This is a genomic window from Comamonas suwonensis, assembly GCF_012844455.2.
GTDB classification, from domain to species: domain Bacteria; phylum Pseudomonadota; class Gammaproteobacteria; order Burkholderiales; family Burkholderiaceae_C; genus Comamonas; species Comamonas suwonensis.
Window position 1 is genome coordinate 143,872 of record NZ_JABBCQ020000004.1, and the last position, 19,872, is coordinate 163,743.

Here is a 19,872-nt window from a genome sequence, read left to right on the forward strand (position 1 = left end):
GGTTTCTGTGCTGCCCGCATTGCATCACAGAAGCCCCTTGGGCCTTTGCCGCTCCCGCATGATCGGTCTTCTGGCCCCTCCAGAGTCGTTTGTAAACGCTGTTCACACTCCAGGCAAGAGGTCAAAGGGAACTACTGGCTATTTTCAATGCTGTAAACGCCCCGCTGACTCATGAAATCAGAGTCAAATCACGCGCTACCGCTTTATGAACAAGCGCTTGCAGCTTCTTTTTTGATAGCAGTTAGTTGTCCCCGGATTTTTACCCATGGGGAATATGCCCATCACCGCCCGGCAACTGACGCTGCGCCCGCGAAACCGACATCAGCACGCCTAGCGCCAGCCCCAGCGTGACCATGGCGGTGCCGCCATAACTGATAAAGGGCAAAGGCACGCCTACCACGGGAAGAATGCCGCTGACCATGCCCATGTTCACAAAGGCATAGGTAAAGAAAATCATGGCCACGGCGGCAGCCATGAGACGGCCAAACAACGAGTTGGCATGCATGGCAATCGCCAGGCCGCGCCAGACCAGCAGCAAGAAACCGACGATGATGAACAGATTACCCACCAGCCCGAACTCTTCGGAATAGGCGGCAAAAATGAAGTCGGTGGTGCGCTCGGGAATGAATTCAAGGTGGGTCTGCGTGCCGGCCATGAAGCCCTTGCCCCAGATCCCGCCCGAGCCAATGGCGATCATGCCCTGAATAATGTGAAAGCCCTTGCCCAACGGGTCACGCGTGGGGTCCAGCAGCGTGCAGACTCTGGTGCGCTGGTAGTCATGCAGCAGATACCAGCTCACGCCGTCAGCGCAGAGCTGCGGCTCGAACCAGACGATGAGAAAGATGCCGACCACGGCCAGCACCACAGGCGGCACGATGAGTTTCCAGGGCAGGCCCGCAAAGAAGATGACAGACAGGCCCGCAGCCATCACCAGCAGCGAAGTGCCCAAGTCAGGCTGCTTCATGATCAGCCCCACGGGAACCATGAGCAGCACAAAGGCAATCGCAAAGTCTGAAGCACGCAAATTACCTTCGCGGCGCTGAAACCACCAGGCCAGCATCAGCGGCGTGGCAATTTTCAAAATCTCGGAGGGCTGAATCACCACGCCCACATTCACCCAGCGCGTAGCCCCCTTCTTGGTAATACCAAAAAGCACCACGGCCACCAGCAGCGCCACACCCACGGCATACAGCGGCACGGCCACCTTCATCAGCTGCTGCGGCGGTATCTGCGCCAGCAAAAACAGCAGGCCCGCCGCAATCAGCATGTTGCGCCCGTGATCCACAAAGCGCGTACCGTGATCGAAGCCCGCCGAGTACATGGCCAGCAACCCGGCCCCCGCGAGCATGGCTATAAACAAAAGCAGCAGAAAGTCAAAGCCGCGAAACAGCGGAACAATGCGCTGCAACAGCGAGGGTTTATCGAATTCGATGGCGGACATGGGCGGCAATTATCGGGGGAGCAGACCTCCGTGCGCATTGCAAGGTTGAGCTTTGCTGACGACTCAATACTGATGCACCCCATTCAGCCCGCTACAGGCCTTCCCCGCTGATAGGCTAAGGCCTAAACAGGCCACAATGATCGGTACTGAAAAGCTGCTTTATTAACGAGAGGAGATTGCCGCCATGACAACCACCCACCTGCTTTATCTGCACGGCTTTCGCTCCTCCCCTCAATCCAACAAGGCCCGCATCATGGCGGACTACGTCAGCGCCAAGCACCCCAAGGTTCGTTGGTGGTGCCCGCAACTGCCGCCGTCCCCGCGCGATGCCGCATCTTTGATTGTCGAAGGCATTGCCAGCTGGCCGCGCCAGAGCATGTCCGTCATGGGCTCATCGCTGGGCGGTTATTACGCCAGCTGGGTGGCGCAACTGGCCCGCTGCAAGAGCGTGCTGATCAACCCAGCCGTAAACCCGGCCCGTGATCTGGAGAAATACATTGGCGAGCAAGCCAGCTGGCATGACCCGGAAGAAAAATTCTTCTTTCGTCCTGAATACATCGATGAATTGCGCCTGCTCGACACCCGCAGCATGACGCCCGCAGCCCCGGAGATGGTTTTGATTGCCCAGGGTGACGAGGTGCTGGACTGGACCGAAATGAGCGCGCGCTACCCCCACGCCCTGCAACTGGTGCAGGAAGGTGGCGACCATGCCCTGTCTAATTTTGAGGAATACCTGGGCCGCGTGGAAGAATTTCTGACCCTGGCTTGAGCTCAACCAGGAATTCAGACCACGCTAGGTCGTCCGCTCGTGGGAAAATACACGGCTATGCACGCACTGTTTGAAGAAGCCGGCAAATTTCTGGCCGGACGCATCCTCTCTGAAGCCGAATCCTCTGCCCAAGTCGAACTGGACTCGGGCAAACGGGTCAAGGTCAAGTCCGCCAATATCCTGCTCAAGTTCGAGAAACCGGCTCCCGCCGAGCTGATGGCCCAGGGCCAGGCACTGGCCAGCGAGATCGATCTGGATCTGGCCTGGGAATTTGCGCCCGATGAAGAGTTTGGCTTTGCCGACTTGGCGCGCGACTATTTTTCCGAGTCGGCCACGCTGGCACAGCAGGCCGGTGCGCTGTTCTGCCTGTTTGATGCACCGCACTACTTCCGCCGCGCAGGCAAGGGCCGCTTCAAGAAAGCGTCTGCTGAAATCCTGCAGCAGGCGCTGGCGGCCATTGAAAAGAAAAAGCTGATTCAGGCGCAGATTGACGGCTGGGCCGAAGAGCTGGGCCGCGGCGAATGCCCGCAGGCCATTCGCGAGCAGCTCTACAAAATTCTGTTCAAGCCTGACAAGAACGCCCCTGAATACAAGGCCGTAGTCGAGGCCAGCCGCGCCACCCGCATGGCCCCACTGGACCTGCTACACCGCGCAGGCGCCATCGACTCGGCCTACCAGTTCCACTGGAAGCGCTTCCTGTTCGACAACTTTCCCAAAGGCACGGGCTTCCCGGCTCTGGAAGCACCCCAGCCACCTGCAGACCTGCCTCTGGCCGAGGTCAAGGCGTTCTCCATCGACGATTCGGCGACCACTGAAATCGATGATGCCCTGTCCGTCACCGGTCTGGGCACTGGCACGGTTACCGTGGGTATTCACATTGCCGCCCCCGGCCTGGCCATCACGCCCGGCAGCGAGCTGGACAAGCTGGGCCGCAACCGCCTGTCCACGGTCTACATGCCCGGCTACAAGATCACCATGCTGCCTGATGAGGTGGTGCAGATTTACACACTGGATGAAGGCCGCGCCAACCCCGCCGTGTCGCTGTATGTGACCATCAACGAGGACACGCTGGAGACCACGGCCACCGAAACCCGTCTTGAGCGCGTGCCCGTGGATGTCAACTTCCGCTACGACAAGCTCGACCATATCGTGACCGAAGAGTGGCTGAGCGATACCTCGATTGAGGTCGAAAACACGCCAGAGTCCTTGCTGAACAAGCGCAAGGAGCTCACATTTTTGCAGCGCTGGTCCAAATTTCTCAAGGCCAACCGCGAAGTGGTGCGTGGCAAGCCCGAGAACTTCAGCCGCCCGGACTACAACTTCCGGCTCGTCGGCAACGACGGTGCCGAACCCAATGGCAGCGAGCAGGTGCAGATCTCCGTGCGCAAGCGTGGCGCGCCGCTGGACCTGATCGTGGCCGAAGCTGCGATTGTGGCCAACAGCACCTGGGGTCTGATGCTGGCCGAGCACGGCGTGCCCGGCATCTACCGCAGCCAGGCCAGCCTGGCCCCTGGCATGAAGGTGCGCATGAGCACCAAGGCGCTGCCCCACGCCGGTATTGGCGTGAAGGCCTACTCCTGGGCCACCTCCCCGCTGCGCCGCTATGTGGACTTGGTCAACCAGTGGCAGATCATTGCTTGCGCCCGCCACGGTAAGACTGCCGCCCTGGCTGCGCCCTTCAAGCCCAAGGATGCTGAGCTGTTCGGCATCATCAGCAGCTTTGATGGTGCTTACAGCGCCTACAACAGCTACCAGGCCGGTATGGAACGTTTCTGGACGCTCAAGTATCTGGAGCAGAACGGCATTACCGAGCTGACGGCCAGCGTATTCAAGGAAGGCCCCAATGGTTCTTTCCTGGTGCGCGCCGACAATCTGCCGCTGGTGCTGCCTGTGCTGGGCGCGCAAAACCTGCCGCGTGGTGCACATATCCGCATCAAGCTCGGCGAGATTGACGAAATCTCACTGGACATCACCGGTACGCTGATCGAGCGTCTGGATGCCAGCGCCGATGCGCAGGCCGAAGGTGACGACAGCGGCGAGGACGATGACGACACGGTGGCCGGTCCTATCGCCATTGCGGTGGACATGAACGACGCCGAAGCCCCTGCCGCCGACAAGCCACAGTCCTGACCTCTACTCACCATCGCCCTGACGCCGCCGTGAAACTGCCCTCCTCTCTTCAACGACTGAGCACGCTGCAGCTGGCGCTGGGCGTATCGATTGCCGTACATGCCGTATTGCTGACCATCCGGTTTGTAGACCCTGAGAGCTTCGAGCGCGTGTTTCAGGACACGCCTCTGGAAGTGATTCTGGTCAACGCCCGCGCCAACGAGACACCGGACAAGGCTGCGGCCATTGCCCAGACCTCGCTGGCCGGCGGCGGCGATGCGGAAAAGGGGCGGGCCACCAGCCCCATGCCCTACTCGGCCCTCACCGCTGTGGGCGATGATTTTGAGGAAAAGCAGCGCCAGCTCGACGCCATGCAGGAGCAGCAGCATCAGTTGCTGACCCAACTGCGCCAGCAAGTCGCCGCGCTGCCTCCCATGGACCCGCGCCTGAACGCCGAGAATCCGGCCAAGGAATCGCAGGAAGAAAAGCGGCTGCAGCTCATCAAGATGCTGGCCGAGATTGAAAAGCGCATCAACGCCGAGAACGCTCGCCCCAAAAAGCGCTACATCAGTCCCTCAACCAAGGAAGCCGTGTATGCCGTCTATTACGACGCGCTGCGCCGCAAGGTGGAAGACAAGGGCACAGAGAACTTCCCCGAAAACAAGGGCCAGAAGCTCTACGGCGAGCTGGTCCTTGTGCTGACTGTGAACCACGACGGCCACGTGCTGTCCACCGAAGTGGTGCAAGGCTCGGGCAACCGCATGCTGGATACCCGCGCCGAAGCCATTGCCCGCGCTGCCGGCCCCTACGGCCACTTTGGCCCGGCCATGCGCACCAAGGCCGATCAGATCGCCGTGGTCTCGCGCTTTCTCTTCACCCGCGACCAGACGCTGGAAACCAGCGTGCACTAAGCCCCGGCTGTGCCCCCACCGCATCACCAGCGGCTGCTGCAGCAGCCCCGACTTTCATGACCGCCACCACCGACTCGTACTGCGTTGCAGGCAACCCCGTTGCCCATAGCCGCTCCCCCTGGATTCACGCCCGTTTTGCCGAACTGACAGGCCAGCCACTGAGCTATGAGCGCACATGGGTCCCGCTCGACGGCTTTGCGACCTTTGTGCAGGACTTCGCCGCCGCCGGTGGCAAGGGCTGCAACGTCACCGTGCCCTTCAAGCTGCAGGCGGCCGAGTTGGCTACCAGCGCCAGCGAGCGCGTGCGTCTGGCCGGTGCCGCCAACACCCTGGTCTTCAGCGCCAGCGGCATTCATGCGGACAATACCGATGGTCTGGGCATCGTGGCCGATATCACCCGCAACGCGGGCATCGCGATTGCCGGGTGTGATGTGCTGCTGCTGGGTGCGGGTGGCGCAGCGGCTGGCGCTTTAGGCTCATTGCTGGAGCAAAAGCCCCGCCGTATTGCCGTGGTGAACCGCACCCACGCCAGAGCCGAAGTACTGGTCGCCCAGCACGCCGCTATCGCCGCGCTACATAAAGTAGAGCTGATTGCGCTTGAAAGACAGGCGCTAGAGGCCGATTTGACGCAATGTTTCGACATCATCATCAACGCCACGGCCAGCAGTTTGTCCGGGGCTGATGTGCCCGCGCCCGCCAGCGTGCTGCACGCACGCAGTCTGGCCTACGACATGATGTATGGTCCCGCCGCCCAAAATTTCCTGGACTGGGCCAGCAGCCATGGCGCGCTAGCGCGTGATGGCCTTGGCATGCTGGTGGAGCAAGCCGCTGAGTCCTTTGCCATGTGGCGCGGCGTGCGCCCGCCCTCGGCTCAAGTCCTGGCGGAATTACGCGAACTGCTGCAAACCGAAGCCGCGCGTTAATACGGCCTGCTCGCCATGAAAGCCTTTGCCCGTCTGCTCCTGCTGGTGCTTTGCGCAGCTTTGCTGCTGCAATTATTTTTTGTAGCACGCATCGCAGTCATGGCTTGGCTTGACCCGGAATCCACGACCTATCAGCGCTCTGAAGCGTGGCAATTGGCCCATAGTGAAGACGGTCTGCGCTGGCGCCAGCAATGGGTGGACTACGGAAAAATCTCCAGCAATTTGACACGTGCGGTGATTGCGTCTGAGGATGCTGGCTTTATGGATCACCACGGCGTGCAGTGGGATGCCATCCAGAAAGCCTGGCAACGCAACGCAAAGGCCGAAGCCAAAGCTGAGCAAAGCGATAGCGGAAAACCGGCCAAGGTCTATGGCGGCTCCACCATCACACAGCAGCTGGCCAAGAACCTGCTGCTCTCTGGCGAGCGCAATTTTCTGCGCAAGGGGCAAGAGCTGCTCCTCGCCCAGTTGCTGGAGTTGATGTTGAGCAAGCAGCGCATTCTGGAGATTTATCTCAACAACGTGGAATGGGGCCATGGCGTATTTGGTGCCGAAGCTGCTGCCCAGCACTACTTTCGCAAAAGCGCAGCCCAGCTCAGCGCCAGCGATGCAGCCCGGCTTGCCGCCATGCTGCCTGCACCCAAGCGCTTTGAAAAAATGCCACAGTCGCGCTATCTGGCTCAGCGCACGCGCACTATTGCAAGATACATACCGATGGTGACCGCCCCTTGAGAAGCGCTACAGTCAAACCATGCGAATTCTAGGAATCGACCCCGGCCTGCAGACCACGGGCTTTGGCGTTATCGACATGGCAGGCCAGCGCCTGAGCTATGTGGCCAGCGGCACCATACGCACCAACAAAATGGAGCTGGGTGATTTGCCGGGTCGCCTCAAAGTGCTGTTTGACGGTATCTCGGAAGTCGCTTCACGCTACAGCCCTGATTGCTCTGCTGTAGAAATCGTCTTCGTCAACGTCAACCCCCAGTCCACCTTGCTGCTGGGACAAGCACGCGGCGCAGCGCTGACAGCACTGGTCAACGCCAACCTTCCTGTGTCTGAGTACACCGCCTTGCAGATGAAAAAAGCCGTGACCGGCCATGGCCGTGCGGCCAAAAATCAGATTCAGGAAATGGTCAAACGCCTGCTGCAGCTGCCCGGCCTGCCCGGCACCGATGCCGCCGATGCACTGGGGCTGGCCATTACCCATGCCCACGCCCACGCGGCCATGAGCTTGATGGCCAAATCCACCGATCTGCAGCGCAAGCAGCACGCCATGTTCAAGGGCGGAAGAGTCTATTAACCCCCTGTGCCGCTTTGCGGCTTCCCCCAGGAGACGGCGCGGTCGCCGCGAGGCGGCTTTTGCTGGGCGCCTCTGATCTGGCTCATGCTCATTGCCGCTGCGCGTCCAGACGCAAAAAAGCCGTGGCACGCCACGGCTTTCTTTTGGGTTCGCTCAGGTTCTTAGCGCCGTTAACACAACCCAGTAAACCAAAGATTTACGGTTGAGACGAAGCGCGAGGCCGAAGGCAGTACAACAGGTACAACTAGGCGAAGCAACGACGTATCAAGGGCTGTGTGGGCGGCTCTTAATAGCCGCCCAGCACCATATTGGCGATCACGCCCGTGGCAATGCCGATCAACAAATAGTCAGCACCGTTCTGCACCCATTGATAGCCACGCGGAGGAGCCGATAAGTGGTGGCCGCGCCAGTCGTTGACGACATAGTGGTGCGAGCGGTACTGGGGCGGCACGCGGTAGCCGCGCTGCCAGTTGTGGTCTGGGCCGGCACCACGGCGATCATCGCGGCGGTCATAGCGGTTATCAGCCCGGCGCTCGTCAAAACGGCGATCGTCACGGCGCTGGTTGTCGTGGCTGCGACCACGGTCATCATGGCGGCCGCCATGGCGCATGTCTTGCGAACCATGGCCGGGAGGCGGGCCGGGCTGGGCCTGGACGGCCAGACTCCCCAAACCCAGACAGGCAGCGACGGAGGCGGAAAGAATGCGAGAGGTCAGACGGGACATAGTTTTTCCTTTCTGAAGCAAGGCACGTAACAGATTGCGAGGCCATGCATGCATCTTCGCCCAATCACGCCCAGCGGCAAGCTGAACCTAGGTCTTTTACCGCTTTTTTGCCTGTGCTTTACAAAGCAAATACAGCTGTAGCGCTTGTGTATCAAGCTCTGACAGCTATGCATTTCAAATGCATCAACATCAACATGGCGACAATGCCTAGATAACGCGCCCCACCAACATCACGGCAAAAAAGGCCAATCCCGCAATCACCGTCCACTTGAACAACAAAAAGCCCAGGCGCTTGTACGACTGCTTGCCAGTCCCGAGATAGAAGGCAAAGCTCAATGCCGAAGCCAGAATCAGCAGCGTGGCCAGCCAGCGAAAGATCAGCATGCTGCCTCGCTTACCAGGCCTGCGCCGGCAGCGCAAAACCTTGAGGTGCCTGGCGCTCGTTCTCGAAGGTCACAATTTCCCAGGTCTCGGGCTGAGCCAGCATGGCACGCAATAGCTTGTTGTTCAGGCCGTGACCCGAGCGAAAGGCGCTATAGGCACCGAGGATGGGTTTGCCGATCAGGTACAAGTCGCCGATGGCATCCAGAATCTTGTGCTTGGCGAACTCGTCGTCATAGCGCAAGCCATCGCTATTGAGCACCTTGTAGTCATCCATGACGATGGCGTTATCCAGCCCACCGCCCAGCGCCAGACCGTTGTTGCGCAGCATTTCCACATCCTTGGTAAAGCCAAAGGTGCGGGCTCGCGCGATGTCGCGGGTGTAGTTGTCGACCCCCATATCAAACTCCACACACTGCCCCGTGGAATCCACTGCCGGGTGGGCAAAGTCGATCTCAAAGCGCAGCTTGAAGCCGTGATAGGGGTCAAAACGTGCCCACTTCAGGCTCTGGCCCTCGCCTTCTCGCACTTCAACCGGGCTCTTGATGCGGATAAAGCGCTTGGGCGCTTTTTGCAGCTCAATGCCTGCGCTTTGCAGCAAAAACACGAAGGACGAAGACGAGCCATCCAGAATCGGCACTTCTTCAGCCGTAGTGTCCACATAGATGTTGTCGATGCCCAGACCGGCGATGGCCGACATCAGGTGCTCCACCGTATGCACCTTGGCACCACCGGTGCCGATGGTAGACGCCATGCGCGTATCGGTCACGGCCTCGGCAGAAATAGGAATATCCACAGGCTCAGGCAAATCCACGCGACGAAATACGATGCCGGTATCAGGCTGGGCAGGGCGCAGTGTCAACTCGACACGCTGGCCGCTGTGCAGGCCCACGCCTACGGCACGGGAAATAGTCTTGATGGTGCGTTGCTGAAGCATGTCGTTATTTTAAATGCGACAACCCCGAGAAGGCATATACCAACTCAGGGTTGTCTTAATCGCTGCGATACAGCGAACTGATGGGCCTCAACTCTTAACGAACCAAAGCTGCTAACGGCTGACGCAAACCGCTTGAATAGGCACGCCCCATCAAAGAGACAGCAAGCAAGGGACGCCCCGCAGCGATGCTGTCGTCCCCCTCCCGCAAGGCGAGAGAGGGGGAAAGCGCAAAGCGCCTCAGGGGGTGTTTCCCTCAATCAGCCTGCTTGCGCAGGAATGCGGGGATTTCCACATCATCCATGCCACCAGACGCCAGTGCGCTCACACGCTCCGAAGCCTGGGTGCGGTTGGTGCGCCAGACGCTGGGCACATTGGTATTGGCCGTGCCGTAATCCAGACCGCCAATGGGAGGCAGACCCACTGCGACGTTGTCAGTACCAGTGCGCAAACCGCCCTGCACCACCTGAATGTTCTGGCGGCGCACGTTGGGGCGCGACAGGCCGGTAGCGACCACGGTCACGCGGATTTCATCACCCAGCGAGTCGTCGTAGGCAGCGCCGTAGATCACGTGTGCATCAGGCGAAGCGTAGGCATTGATGGTGGACATGGCCAGACGCGACTCGGACAGCTTCAGGCTGCCCTTCGCCGCAGTCACCAGCACCAGCACACCCTTGGCACCAGACAGATCAATGCCTTCGAGCAATGGGCAAGCCACCGCTTGCTCGGCAGCGATGCGGGCACGGTCAGGGCCTGCGGCCTTGGCCGTGCCCATCATGGCCTTGCCTGGCTCGCCCATCACGGTGCGCACGTCTTCAAAGTCGACGTTCACATGGCCGTACTCGTTGATGATTTCGGCAATACCGCCCACGGCGTTCTTCAGAACATCGTTGGCATGGGCAAACGCCTCATCCTGGGAGATATCGTCACCCAGCACATCGAGCAGCTTTTCATTGAGCACCACGATCAGCGAGTCCACATTCGCTTCCAGCTCGGCCAGGCCGTTGTCAGCGTTTTGCATGCGGCGGCCACCTTCCCAGTCGAAAGGCTTGGTCACCACACCCACCGTCAGAATGCCCATTTCCTTGGCCACTCGTGCGATCACAGGCGATGCACCGGTACCAGTACCACCACCCATGCCCGCCGTAATGAAGAGCATGTGAGCGCCTTCAATCGCAGCGCGAATATCGTCCACCGCCAGCTCCGCAGACTCACGCCCCTTTTCAGGCTTGCTGCCTGCGCCCAGGCCGCTGCCCCCCAGATGGATGGTGCGGTGGGCGCGGCTGCGCAGCAGAGCTTGAGCATCGGTATTGGCCGTGATGAATTCAACGCCTTGCACGCTGCGTTCAATCATGTGGTCAACGGCATTACCGCCGCCGCCGCCGACGCCGATCACCTTGATCTGCGTGCCTTGGTTGAATTCTTCAGTTTCAATCATGTCGATAGGCATGGTGATGCTCCTGTTCTCTAGTGGTGGTTTGTCGCTGCAGTGGAAAAGAAATCGTCGAAACGTGAGGCGTTTGCTGTCGTCGCCTTCGATACCGAAAAAAGTCCATCGAAGGGGGGCCGGTAATGAACATGCGATGAGGGTTCATGTCAGAAGTTCCCCACGATAAAGTCTTTGAACCGGCCAAAAGCGGTCTTCATGGAACCGCTTTTCTGGGCCACCTTGTAGCCGCGCATGCGTGCCAGGCGTGCTTCATCAAGCAAGCCCATCACGGTGGCAGCACGGGGCTGGGCAACCATGTCGGCCAGCGCACCCGAATATTTAGGAAGACCACGGCGCACGGGCTTGAGGAAGATGTCCTCGCCCAGCTCGATCATTCCGGGCATGACGGCACTGCCGCCGGTAAGCACGATGCCCGAAGACAGAACTTCTTCGTACCCAGACTCGCGGATGACTTGCTGCACCAACGAGAAAATTTCTTCGACACGCGGCTCAATCACACCCGCCAGCGCCTGCTTGCTGATCATGCGGGGGCTGCGGTCACCAAGGCCCGGCACTTCGACTTGCGCGTCGGGGTCGGCCAGCAACTGCTTGGCGTAGCCGCTTTCAACCTTGATATCTTCCGCATCCTTGGTGGGCGTGCGCAGCGCCATGGCGATGTCGCTGGTGATCAGGTCACCGGCAATCGGAATCACGGCTGTGTGACGAATAGCGCCACCCGTGAAGATAGCCACATCGGTCGCACCCGCACCGATATCGACCACCGCCACGCCCAGCTCGCGCTCGTCGTCGGTCAGCACGGCTTGCGCGGATGCCAGTGGGTTGAGCAGCAACTGCTCCACTTCCAGGCCGCAGCGACGCACGCACTTGATGATGTTCTCGGCAGCACTTTGCGCACCGGTCACGATGTGAATCTTGGCTTCGAGGCGAATGCCGCTCATGCCGATGGGCTCGCGCACTTCGTGACCGTCAATGACGAACTCCTGCGCTTCCACCAACAGCAGTCGCTGATCGGACGAAATATTGATGGCCTTGGCGGTTTCCATCACGCGGGCCATGTCGGTGGACGAGACTTCCTTGTCCTTGATGGCCACCATGCCGCTGGAATTGAGGCCACGGATATGACTGCCCGTGATGCCGGTACAGACCCGCTGAATTTTGCAGTCGGCCATCAACTCGGCCTCTTTCAGGGCCTGCTGAATGCTCTGCACGGTAGCGTCGATATTGACAACCACGCCGCGCTTGAGGCCGTTGCTGGGCGCTACACCCAGACCCGCCAGCTTGAGCTCTCCATTGGACAGAACCTCAGCCACCACAGCCATGACTTTGGCTGTGCCGATATCCAGCCCAACGATCACATCCTTGTATTCTCTTGCCATATCAGCATCCGCCCTCGGTAAGTTCCGTCTTGTCTTTATGTGCGCCTTGCATACCTGCGTTCCTGCTCCGGTTCATCGTCTGGGCCTGGCAGATGCCGGCGCGGAGGATCCAGTTGTTACGCCCTTGAGTCGCAAGGCATAGCCGTCTTCGTAGCGCAAATCAGCGGATGCAAGATCCGCAGCCGAGCGCTGGTATTGAGAAGTAATCTGAGGCAATGTGCGCACCAGGCGCTGCACGCGTTGCAGCACGTCTTCCGTCGTGCCGCCACCCAGTTCAATCTGAGCATCGTTGTCCAGCACAGCATCCCAGCTGCCACGGGCATTCAGCGTCAGACTGTCCAGCCCCACATGCAGTGGCTTCAGTGCTGGAGCCAGCGAGTGGTACATCTGCAGCACGCGCGGGGCCGAACCCTCAGGCCCTTGCAGCCGCGGCAGACCTTCGCGGTCGAGCTCACCCAGGTTAGCTTCAAACACTTCACCGGCCTTGTTCACCAGACCGGTGCTGGTCTCCGGACCCCAGAAGGCCTCCGCCACATGCTCCTTCAAAGACACGCGCAGGCCATTCGGGTATTCGCGGCGCACCTGCGCCTCCCGAACCCAGGGCACTTGCTCAAAGGCATGCTGAGCCGCCTTCAGGTCCACGGTAAAGAAGTTGCCTTTGAGCACGGGCGCCACATTGGCGCGCAGCGTCACGGCGTTGTTGTGCACCAACTCACCTTCCACCACGATGCGGCCAATATTGAAGGCCGGAGTTCGCATCAACCACCACCCCACAGTCATCACGCACGCGGCCAAGCACCCCATGAACATGACCGTGGCGGTGATGTTCATGAGCTTGACGTCGAACGGGACGACAGATGTGGGCTGGCTGCGGTTCATGGCTTCTCCGCGTCTCCATCCAGTGCGCTCATGGCCAGAATGCCCAAGCACAGGTTTTCATAACTCACACCGGAGGCTCTCGCAGCCATGGGAACGAGAGAATGCCCTGTCATGCCCGGCGACGTATTGATTTCCAGCAAGAAAGGCTTGCGATCGCTGGCGCGAATCATGATGTCGGCACGTGCCCAGCCCCGGCAGCCCAGCGTGCGGAAGGCTTTTTCCACAATGCGCTGGATCTCGGTCTCTTCATCTGCCGGCAGACCGCTGGGGCAGTGGTACTGCGTGGTGTCGGTGAAGTACTTGTTCTGATAGTCGTAGTTGCCTTCGGGCGCCACGATGCGAATCACGGGCAGCGCGCCCGCCTTGGCACCGGTGCCCAGCACGGGGCAGGTCGTTTCATCACCGGTGATGAATTCCTCGCACAGCACTTCTGCGTCGTACTGTGCGGCCAGCGCATAGGCCTTGGCACATTCCTCGGCATTCATCACCTTGGTCAGACCGATGCTGGAGCCATCACGTGCGGGCTTGACGATCATGGGCGCACCCAGCGCTTCAAACGCCGCGCGGGTTTCATCGGCCGAAGCCACCATGCGCCAGTCCGGTGTGGGCAGGCCTTCAAAGCGCCAGATGCGCTTGGTCATGACCTTGTCCATGGCAATGCTCGAGGCCATCACGCCCGAACCGGTGTAAGGAATGCCCAGCAACTCCAGCGCGCCCTGCACCGTGCCGTCTTCACCGAAGCGGCCGTGCAGCGCGATAAAGCAGCGGTCGAAGCCTTGGACCTTGAGCTGGTCCAGGCCCTGCTCTGCCGGGTCAAACTGGTGGGCATCCACACCCTTGGACTGCAGCGCGGCCAGCACGCCCGACCCCGACATCAGCGAGACTTCACGCTCGGACGAGCGGCCACCCATCAGCACGGCAACCTTGCCCAGTGCCTTCACATCAATATTTGTGCCAAATGTGCTCATTGCTCGCTCCCAGCGGGCGCAGCCAGCTCTTGTTTTTGAAGCATTTCAACCAGTTTCCCAGGCACGGCACCGATAGAGCCAGCACCCATGCACAGCAACACATCGCCGCCTTGCGCGTTGGCCGCAATGGCCGTCGGCATATCGGCAATGTCTTCCACAAAAATAGGCTCCACCTTGCCAGCCACGCGCAGCGCGCGGGCCAGAGAGCGACCATCCGCCGCCACGATGGGCGCCTCGCCAGCGGCATAGACCTCGGCCAGCAGCACGGAATCCGCGCTGCCGATGACCTTCACAAAGTCCTCAAAGCAGTCGCGCGTGCGGCTGTAGCGGTGGGGCTGGAAGGCCAACACCAGCCGCTGACCGGGGAAGGCTCCGCGCGCAGCAGCCAACGTGGCCGCCATTTCAACCGGGTGGTGACCATAGTCGTCGATGACAGTGAACACGCCGCCATTGCTCGCAGGCAGATCACCGTAACGCTGGAAGCGGCGGCCCACGCCCTTGAAGCCTTCGAGTGCACGCAGCAGTGCCTCGTCGGAAATTTCCAGCTCCATGGCCACGACCACGGCAGACAGCGCATTCAAAACGTTGTGCTCGCCAGGCAGGCTCAGCACCACATCCAGATCCGGGTAGGTTTGCTCGCCCAGGCAGCGCTTGACCGTGAAGCACATGCGGCCGGCTTCGGCTCGCACATTGATGGCGCGCACCTGAGCGTCTTCGGCAAAGCCGTAAGTCGTCACCGGACGGGCCAGCTTGGGCAGAATTTCGCGCACCGCAGGGCTATCCAGACACAGGATGGCGCGGCCATAGAACGGCATGCGGTGCAGAAAATCAACAAACGCCTGCTTCAGACGGCCAAAGTCGTGGCCGTAGGTTTCCATATGGTCGGCGTCGATATTGGTGACGACAGCCATCACGGGCAGCAGGTTCAGAAAGGAGGCATCGGACTCGTCCGCCTCGACCACGATGTAGTCGCCATGGCCTAGCTTGGCATTGGCGCCAGCGCTATTGAGCTTGCCGCCGATCACAAAGGTTGGGTCCAGACCCGCTTCGGCCAGCACGCTGGTTACCAGGCTGGTGGTCGTGGTCTTGCCATGCGCACCAGCAATGGCGATACCTTGCTTGAAGCGCATCAGCTCAGCCAGCATCAGCGCGCGAGGCACGACGGGGATTTTTTTCTCGCGAGCGGCCACGACCTCGGGGTTGTCCCCTTGCACGGCGGTCGATGTGACCACGGCATCAGCGCCCGAAATATTCTCGGCCGCATGACCCACAAAAGTCTTGATGCCAAGACCCGACAGGCGGCGCAGCGTGGCGCTATCAGCCAGGTCGGAGCCCGAAATAACGTAACCCAGGTTATGCAGAACCTCTGCAATACCGCTCATGCCGGAGCCACCAATACCGACAAAGTGAATGTGTTGAATGGCGTGTTTCATGCGGCCAGTTCCTCACAAGCGGCAACCACCTTCTCGGTGGCATCAATCTTTTGCATTTTCTTCGCGAGTTCAGCGCGCTCCAACAGCGTAGCGCGCTGCATATTTTGTAGCATTTCAGCCAACCCGTGGGGGCTCAGAGTACTTTGTGGCATCAACCACCCCGCTCCGGCATCGACCAGAAAACGGGCATTGCTTGTCTGGTGGTCATCCACCGCTGCCGGGAAGGGCACATAAACCGCTGCGGCGCCCACGGCAGCAATCTCGGTCACGGTGCTGGCACCGGCGCGGCAGACGATGACATCCGCCTCGGCAAAGGCCTTGGCCGTGTCATCAATAAACGGGATCAGCTCGGCCTGCACACCAGCCGCCTGATAGTTAGCACGCAGTGCATCGATTTGCGCAGCACCGCTCTGATGCGTCACCTGAGGGCGTTGATCGGCAGAAATCAAGGCCAGCGCCTTGGGTACGATCTCGTTGAGCGCCTTCGCGCCCAGACTGCCACCCACAATCAACAGCTTGAGCGCGCCAGTGCGGCCTGCAAAGCGCTGGGCAGGTGCGCCCTGCTCCAGAAACGGCTGACGCAACGGGTTGCCCACCCACTCGCCCTTGGCAAACACCTTGGGGAAAGCCGTGAACACGCGCTTGGCAACCTTGGCCACCACCTTGTTGGCCATGCCGGCGACAGAGTTCTGCTCATGCAACACCACCGGCACACCAGACATCGCGGCCATCAGGCCACCGGGCACCGTGAGATAGCCACCCAGACCGATAACCACATCGGGCTGCACGCGCTTGATCACGCCACGCGCCTGAGAGAAAGCCTTGAGCAGCTTGAAGGGCAGTTGCAGCAGGGTCTTGATGCCCTTGCCGCGCACGCCGCCAAACTCGATCAGCTCCAGTGCAAAGCCTTGCGGCGGCACGATGCGCGACTCCATGGAGCCGGGCGTGCCCAGCCAGTGCACATTCCAGCCGCGCGCACGCAACTCTTGCGCCACCGCCAGACCAGGGAAGATATGACCACCGGTACCGCCAGCCATGACCAGCGCGGTGCGTTGCTTGTTTCTAGAAACCGGGAGACTCATGCGTGGCCTCCCTTCATCAGCAGCTTGTTTTCGTAATCAACTCTGAGCACCACAGCTATCGCAATCAAATTCATCAAAATGGCCGAACCGCCAAAACTCATTAACGGAAGAGTCAGGCCTTTGGTTGGCAGCGCGCCCAAATTCACACCCATATTGATAAAGGCCTGAAAGCCCATCCAGATCGCCACACCCTCCGCCACTAGCCCTGCAAACACCCGGTCAAGGGCAATGGCCTGGCGACCGATCAGCATGATGCGGCGGGTCAGCCAGAAGAAGACGGCGGCAATCACCAGCAGACCAATCAGGCCGAACTCTTCGCCAATCACGGCCAACAAGAAGTCGGTATGTGCTTCGGGCAGCCAGTGCAGTTTTTCCACGCTGCGGCCCAGACCCACGCCGAATATTTCGCCCCGGCCAATAGCAATCAGCGCGTGCGAGAGCTGGTAGCCCTTGCCCAGTGCGTGCTTTTCATCCCAGGGATCGAGGTAGGCAAAAATACGTTCGCGACGCCATTCCGAGGTCGCAATAATCATCGCAAACGCGGCCACCACCAGCAGCGCGATGATGAAGAACATGCGTGCGTTCACGCCGCCCAGAAACAGAATACCCATGGAGATCACGACGATCACCATGAAAGCGCCCATGTCAGGCTCGGCCAGCAGCAGCACGCCGACCACCACCACGGCCAACCCCATGGGCAGCACGGCGCGGAAGAAGCGCTCTTTGACTTCCATCTTGCGCACCATGTAGTCAGCGGCATAGATCAAGATGGAGAACTTGGCCAGCTCGGACGGCTGGAAGTTCATGATGCCCAGCGACAGCCAGCGCCGCGCGCCGTTGACCACCGTGCCTACGTGCGGAATCAGCACCGCGACCAGCAGCAAGATGGAGACCACGAACAGCTTGCGTGCCACCTTCTCCCAGACATTCATGGGAACCTGGAAGGCCAGCAACGCCCCTACAAACGCCATGCCGATGGACATGGTGTGGCGCAGCAGGAAGTGATAGGGCTGAATTTTGCCGAAACGCGGGTTATCCGGCATCGCAATCGACGCCGAATACACCATGACCAGACTCCAGGCCAGCAAGGCGATGACGACCCAGATCAATGCCTGATCAAGGCCCAGCACGCTGGCTGGCGTGCGGGTGGGACGGTCATACAAAGGCCCGCCCACGCGCACGGGAAGTACATCAATGGGCTTGTCCTCAGCGCTGCGAAACCAAGAGCGCATGCGGCCGGAGAGGCTGGTCAGGAAGGCGGCAGTCATGCACCATCCTCCAGTTGCTGGCCGGTATCCAGCGCCAGCTCACGTACCGCTTCCACAAACTGGTGGGCGCGGTCTGCGTAGTCTTTGAACATGTCCATGCTTGCGCAGGCGGGCGAGAGCAGCACGGCATCGTTGGCATGGGCCAGGCGGGCGGCATGCTGCACGGCATCCTGCATGGTGGTCGCATCCACCAGTGTCACGCCACAATCGGCCAGGGCTTCACGGATGAGAGGCGCATCCTGACCAATCAGCACCGCAGCGCGCACATAGCGCGACACCGGTGCAGCCAGCGGCGCAAAATCCTGACCCTTGCCCAGACCACCCAGGATCACCACGATACGGTGATCAGGACCCAAACCCATGAGAGCCGCCACAGTGGCGCCCACATTCGTGCCCTTGCTGTCGTCAAAATATTCGACATCGCTCACGCGGCCAATGGGCTGCACACGATGCGGCTCGCCGCGATATTCACGCAGACCATAGAGCAGCGGTGCCAGATTACAGCCCGCGCCGGTTGCCAGCGCCAGTGCTGACAAGGCATTGATGGCGTTGTGACGACCACGAATTCGCAGTGCATCCGCTGGCATCAGGCGGGTAATGTGCAGGTCGTCGGCGTGCTTGCCCTTGCTGGTTTCATCGGCCTCATGAGCGCGTACCAGCCAGGTCATGCCGTTGACGGTTTCCAGACCAAAGTCGCCGGGACGGCGCGGCATGTCGCCCCCAAAGGTGACATACGCACGCTGGAAAGTCTTGCCACGCTTACCGGGAACCGGCACTGCGGCGGGCAGCATGGCCATGACCACGGGATCTTCACGGTTCAGCACCATCAGGCCCTGCTCGCCAAAGACCTGGGCCTTGGCTGCCGCATAGGCAGGCATACCGCCATGCCAGTCCAGATGGTCTTGCGTGATATTGAGCACGGTGGCGGCCGTGGGCTCGAACCCATGGCAATCATCAAGCTGGAAGCTGGACAGCTCCAGTACCCAGGCCTGCGGCAGCGTTTCGGCGTCAATGCGCTGGGACAACGTATCGAGCAGAGTCGGGCCGATATTGCCAGCCACGCCCACAGACAAGCCAGCGTTTTCCAGCAATTGCCCGGTCAGCGAGGTGACCGTGGTCTTGCCATTGGTGCCGGTGATACCCAGCACCTTGGGCGCGTAACCGTGAGCTTCGCGCAGTCCCTTGAGGGCAAAGGCAAACAGATCCAGCTCACCGCCCGTGGGCAGACCGATGCTGCGCGCGGCATTGAAGACTGGTGCCACGCTGACAGGGCTCAGGCCCGGCGAGCGGTAGACAGAGCTCAGGCTCCGGCCATCGACCAGAGCGGCCGTGAATTCACCGGCGACAAAACGCACGCCGGGCAACTCGGCCTGCAGAGCAGACAGGAAGGGCGGCGTCTCGCGGGTATCCGCCACGATGACCTCGGCACCAGCGCGCGCGCACCAGCGCGCCATGGCGATGCCCGAAATGCCCAGCCCCAGAATCAGCACGCGCTGGCCCTGCAGATGCTGGGCTGCGCCCTGAGGCCACAGAGCAGGCACGGGCGGCAGCTCCACCACTTCAGCTTCAGCCTCTTCAGGCTCTTCCTGGGCTTGCGTGACCTCGCCGTCGGCTGCATCCGAGATGCTGGGGTCGGCAAAAATTTGTGCCACAAAGGCGGCCGCATCTCTGGCGGCCGTCAAGGTGGAGATATCAGGAACCGGCTCGGCATCCAGAGCCGGGGCCAGACCTTCGGCGACGGCTGTAGCCGTTTGTACTGCTTCAACTTCAGTAGCAGCTACCGCTTCAGATTCATGTGCTTCAGCAGCAGTTAGTTCTGAAGTCACCTGCAGATGAGCGTCAGTCGCTTGCATTTGCATAGCGTCTTCCGACTCCTGCATCAGAGCCTGATCACCGTGCTTGAGGTCTTCGTCCTGCATGGCGA

18 protein-coding genes are annotated in these 19,872 nt (G+C 60.5%); 6 read left to right on the top strand and 12 right to left on the bottom strand.

Features of this window, described 5'->3' with window-relative positions:
* Nucleotides 1-259 precede the first annotated feature (259 nt).
* Nucleotides 260-1,441 carry a rod shape-determining protein RodA gene (gene rodA / locus HF327_RS06020; RefSeq protein WP_169107386.1) on the bottom strand — a complete coding sequence of 394 codons (1,182 nt, stop codon included), beginning with the start codon at nt 1,439-1,441 and terminating at the stop codon, nt 260-262.
* A gap of 184 nt (nt 1,442-1,625) precedes the next feature.
* Here rodA and HF327_RS06025 point away from each other — a divergent pair, with 184 nt between their 5' ends.
* The 6 genes from HF327_RS06025 to ruvC are packed head-to-tail and all read left to right on the top strand — an operon-like array spanning nt 1,626 to nt 7,453.
* Nucleotides 1,626-2,210 (top strand): YqiA/YcfP family alpha/beta fold hydrolase, encoded by a 585-nt coding sequence (locus tag HF327_RS06025; protein WP_169107387.1) that lies wholly within the window; start codon nt 1,626-1,628, stop codon nt 2,208-2,210.
* 57 nt (nt 2,211-2,267) lie between these two features.
* Entirely contained in the window at nt 2,268-4,340 is a 2,073-nt protein-coding gene (locus HF327_RS06030; protein ID WP_169107388.1) for a ribonuclease catalytic domain-containing protein, read from the top strand.
* 29 nt (nt 4,341-4,369) lie between these two features.
* Nucleotides 4,370-5,230, top strand: a complete 861-nt coding sequence (locus HF327_RS06035) for an energy transducer TonB (protein ID WP_169107389.1) — start codon at nt 4,370-4,372, stop codon at nt 5,228-5,230.
* Nucleotides 5,231-5,286: 56 nt separating this feature from the next.
* On the top strand, nt 5,287-6,153 hold the full coding sequence (aroE, locus tag HF327_RS06040; RefSeq protein ID WP_169107390.1) for a shikimate dehydrogenase: 867 nt from the start codon (nt 5,287-5,289) through the stop codon (nt 6,151-6,153).
* Between the two features lie 15 nt (nt 6,154-6,168).
* On the top strand, nt 6,169-6,885 hold the full coding sequence (mtgA, locus tag HF327_RS06045; RefSeq protein ID WP_169107391.1) for a monofunctional biosynthetic peptidoglycan transglycosylase: 717 nt from the start codon (nt 6,169-6,171) through the stop codon (nt 6,883-6,885).
* Between the two features lie 19 nt (nt 6,886-6,904).
* Entirely contained in the window at nt 6,905-7,453 is a 549-nt protein-coding gene (gene ruvC / locus HF327_RS06050) for a crossover junction endodeoxyribonuclease RuvC (protein WP_169107392.1), read from the top strand.
* Between the two features lie 286 nt (nt 7,454-7,739).
* On the opposite strand, the gene HF327_RS06055 is transcribed toward ruvC, so the two are convergent.
* The 11 genes from HF327_RS06055 to murD all read right to left on the bottom strand — a co-directional run bounded on the left by HF327_RS06055 (nt 7,740) and on the right by murD (nt 19,867).
* A complete protein-coding gene (locus HF327_RS06055) occupies nt 7,740-8,177 on the bottom strand; it encodes an RcnB family protein (RefSeq protein WP_169107393.1) in 438 nt (145 codons plus the stop codon).
* Nucleotides 8,178-8,384: 207 nt separating this feature from the next.
* Complete coding sequence (locus HF327_RS06060; RefSeq protein ID WP_169107394.1) at nt 8,385-8,561, bottom strand: hypothetical protein; 177 nt, start codon at nt 8,559-8,561, stop codon at nt 8,385-8,387.
* Between the two features lie 10 nt (nt 8,562-8,571).
* On the bottom strand, nt 8,572-9,495 hold the full coding sequence (gene lpxC, locus HF327_RS06065; RefSeq protein WP_169107395.1) for a UDP-3-O-acyl-N-acetylglucosamine deacetylase: 924 nt from the start codon (nt 9,493-9,495) through the stop codon (nt 8,572-8,574).
* A gap of 253 nt (nt 9,496-9,748) precedes the next feature.
* Complete coding sequence (gene ftsZ, locus HF327_RS06070; protein WP_099735719.1) at nt 9,749-10,942, bottom strand: cell division protein FtsZ; 1,194 nt, start codon at nt 10,940-10,942, stop codon at nt 9,749-9,751.
* Between the two features lie 146 nt (nt 10,943-11,088).
* Nucleotides 11,089-12,318: a cell division protein FtsA gene (ftsA, locus tag HF327_RS06075; RefSeq protein ID WP_099735718.1), complete on the bottom strand. Its 1,230-nt coding sequence runs from the start codon at nt 12,316-12,318 to the stop codon at nt 11,089-11,091.
* A gap of 72 nt (nt 12,319-12,390) precedes the next feature.
* A complete protein-coding gene (locus tag HF327_RS06080) occupies nt 12,391-13,197 on the bottom strand; it encodes a cell division protein FtsQ/DivIB (protein WP_169107396.1) in 807 nt (268 codons plus the stop codon).
* Entirely contained in the window at nt 13,194-14,165 is a 972-nt protein-coding gene (locus HF327_RS06085; RefSeq protein WP_169107397.1) for a D-alanine--D-alanine ligase, read from the bottom strand. Before HF327_RS06085 ends, HF327_RS06080 begins: the two co-directional genes overlap by 4 nt.
* Nucleotides 14,162-15,598 (bottom strand): UDP-N-acetylmuramate--L-alanine ligase, encoded by a 1,437-nt coding sequence (gene murC, locus HF327_RS06090; protein WP_169107398.1) that lies wholly within the window; start codon nt 15,596-15,598, stop codon nt 14,162-14,164. Before murC ends, HF327_RS06085 begins: the two co-directional genes overlap by 4 nt.
* A complete protein-coding gene (gene murG, locus HF327_RS06095; protein ID WP_169107399.1) occupies nt 15,595-16,680 on the bottom strand; it encodes an undecaprenyldiphospho-muramoylpentapeptide beta-N-acetylglucosaminyltransferase in 1,086 nt (361 codons plus the stop codon). Before murG ends, murC begins: the two co-directional genes overlap by 4 nt.
* Nucleotides 16,677-17,948 (bottom strand): putative lipid II flippase FtsW, encoded by a 1,272-nt coding sequence (ftsW, locus tag HF327_RS06100; protein WP_169107400.1) that lies wholly within the window; start codon nt 17,946-17,948, stop codon nt 16,677-16,679. Before ftsW ends, murG begins: the two co-directional genes overlap by 4 nt.
* Nucleotides 17,945-19,867 (bottom strand): UDP-N-acetylmuramoyl-L-alanine--D-glutamate ligase, encoded by a 1,923-nt coding sequence (gene murD, locus HF327_RS06105; RefSeq protein WP_169107401.1) that lies wholly within the window; start codon nt 19,865-19,867, stop codon nt 17,945-17,947. Before murD ends, ftsW begins: the two co-directional genes overlap by 4 nt.
* Nucleotides 19,868-19,872 lie beyond the last annotated feature (5 nt).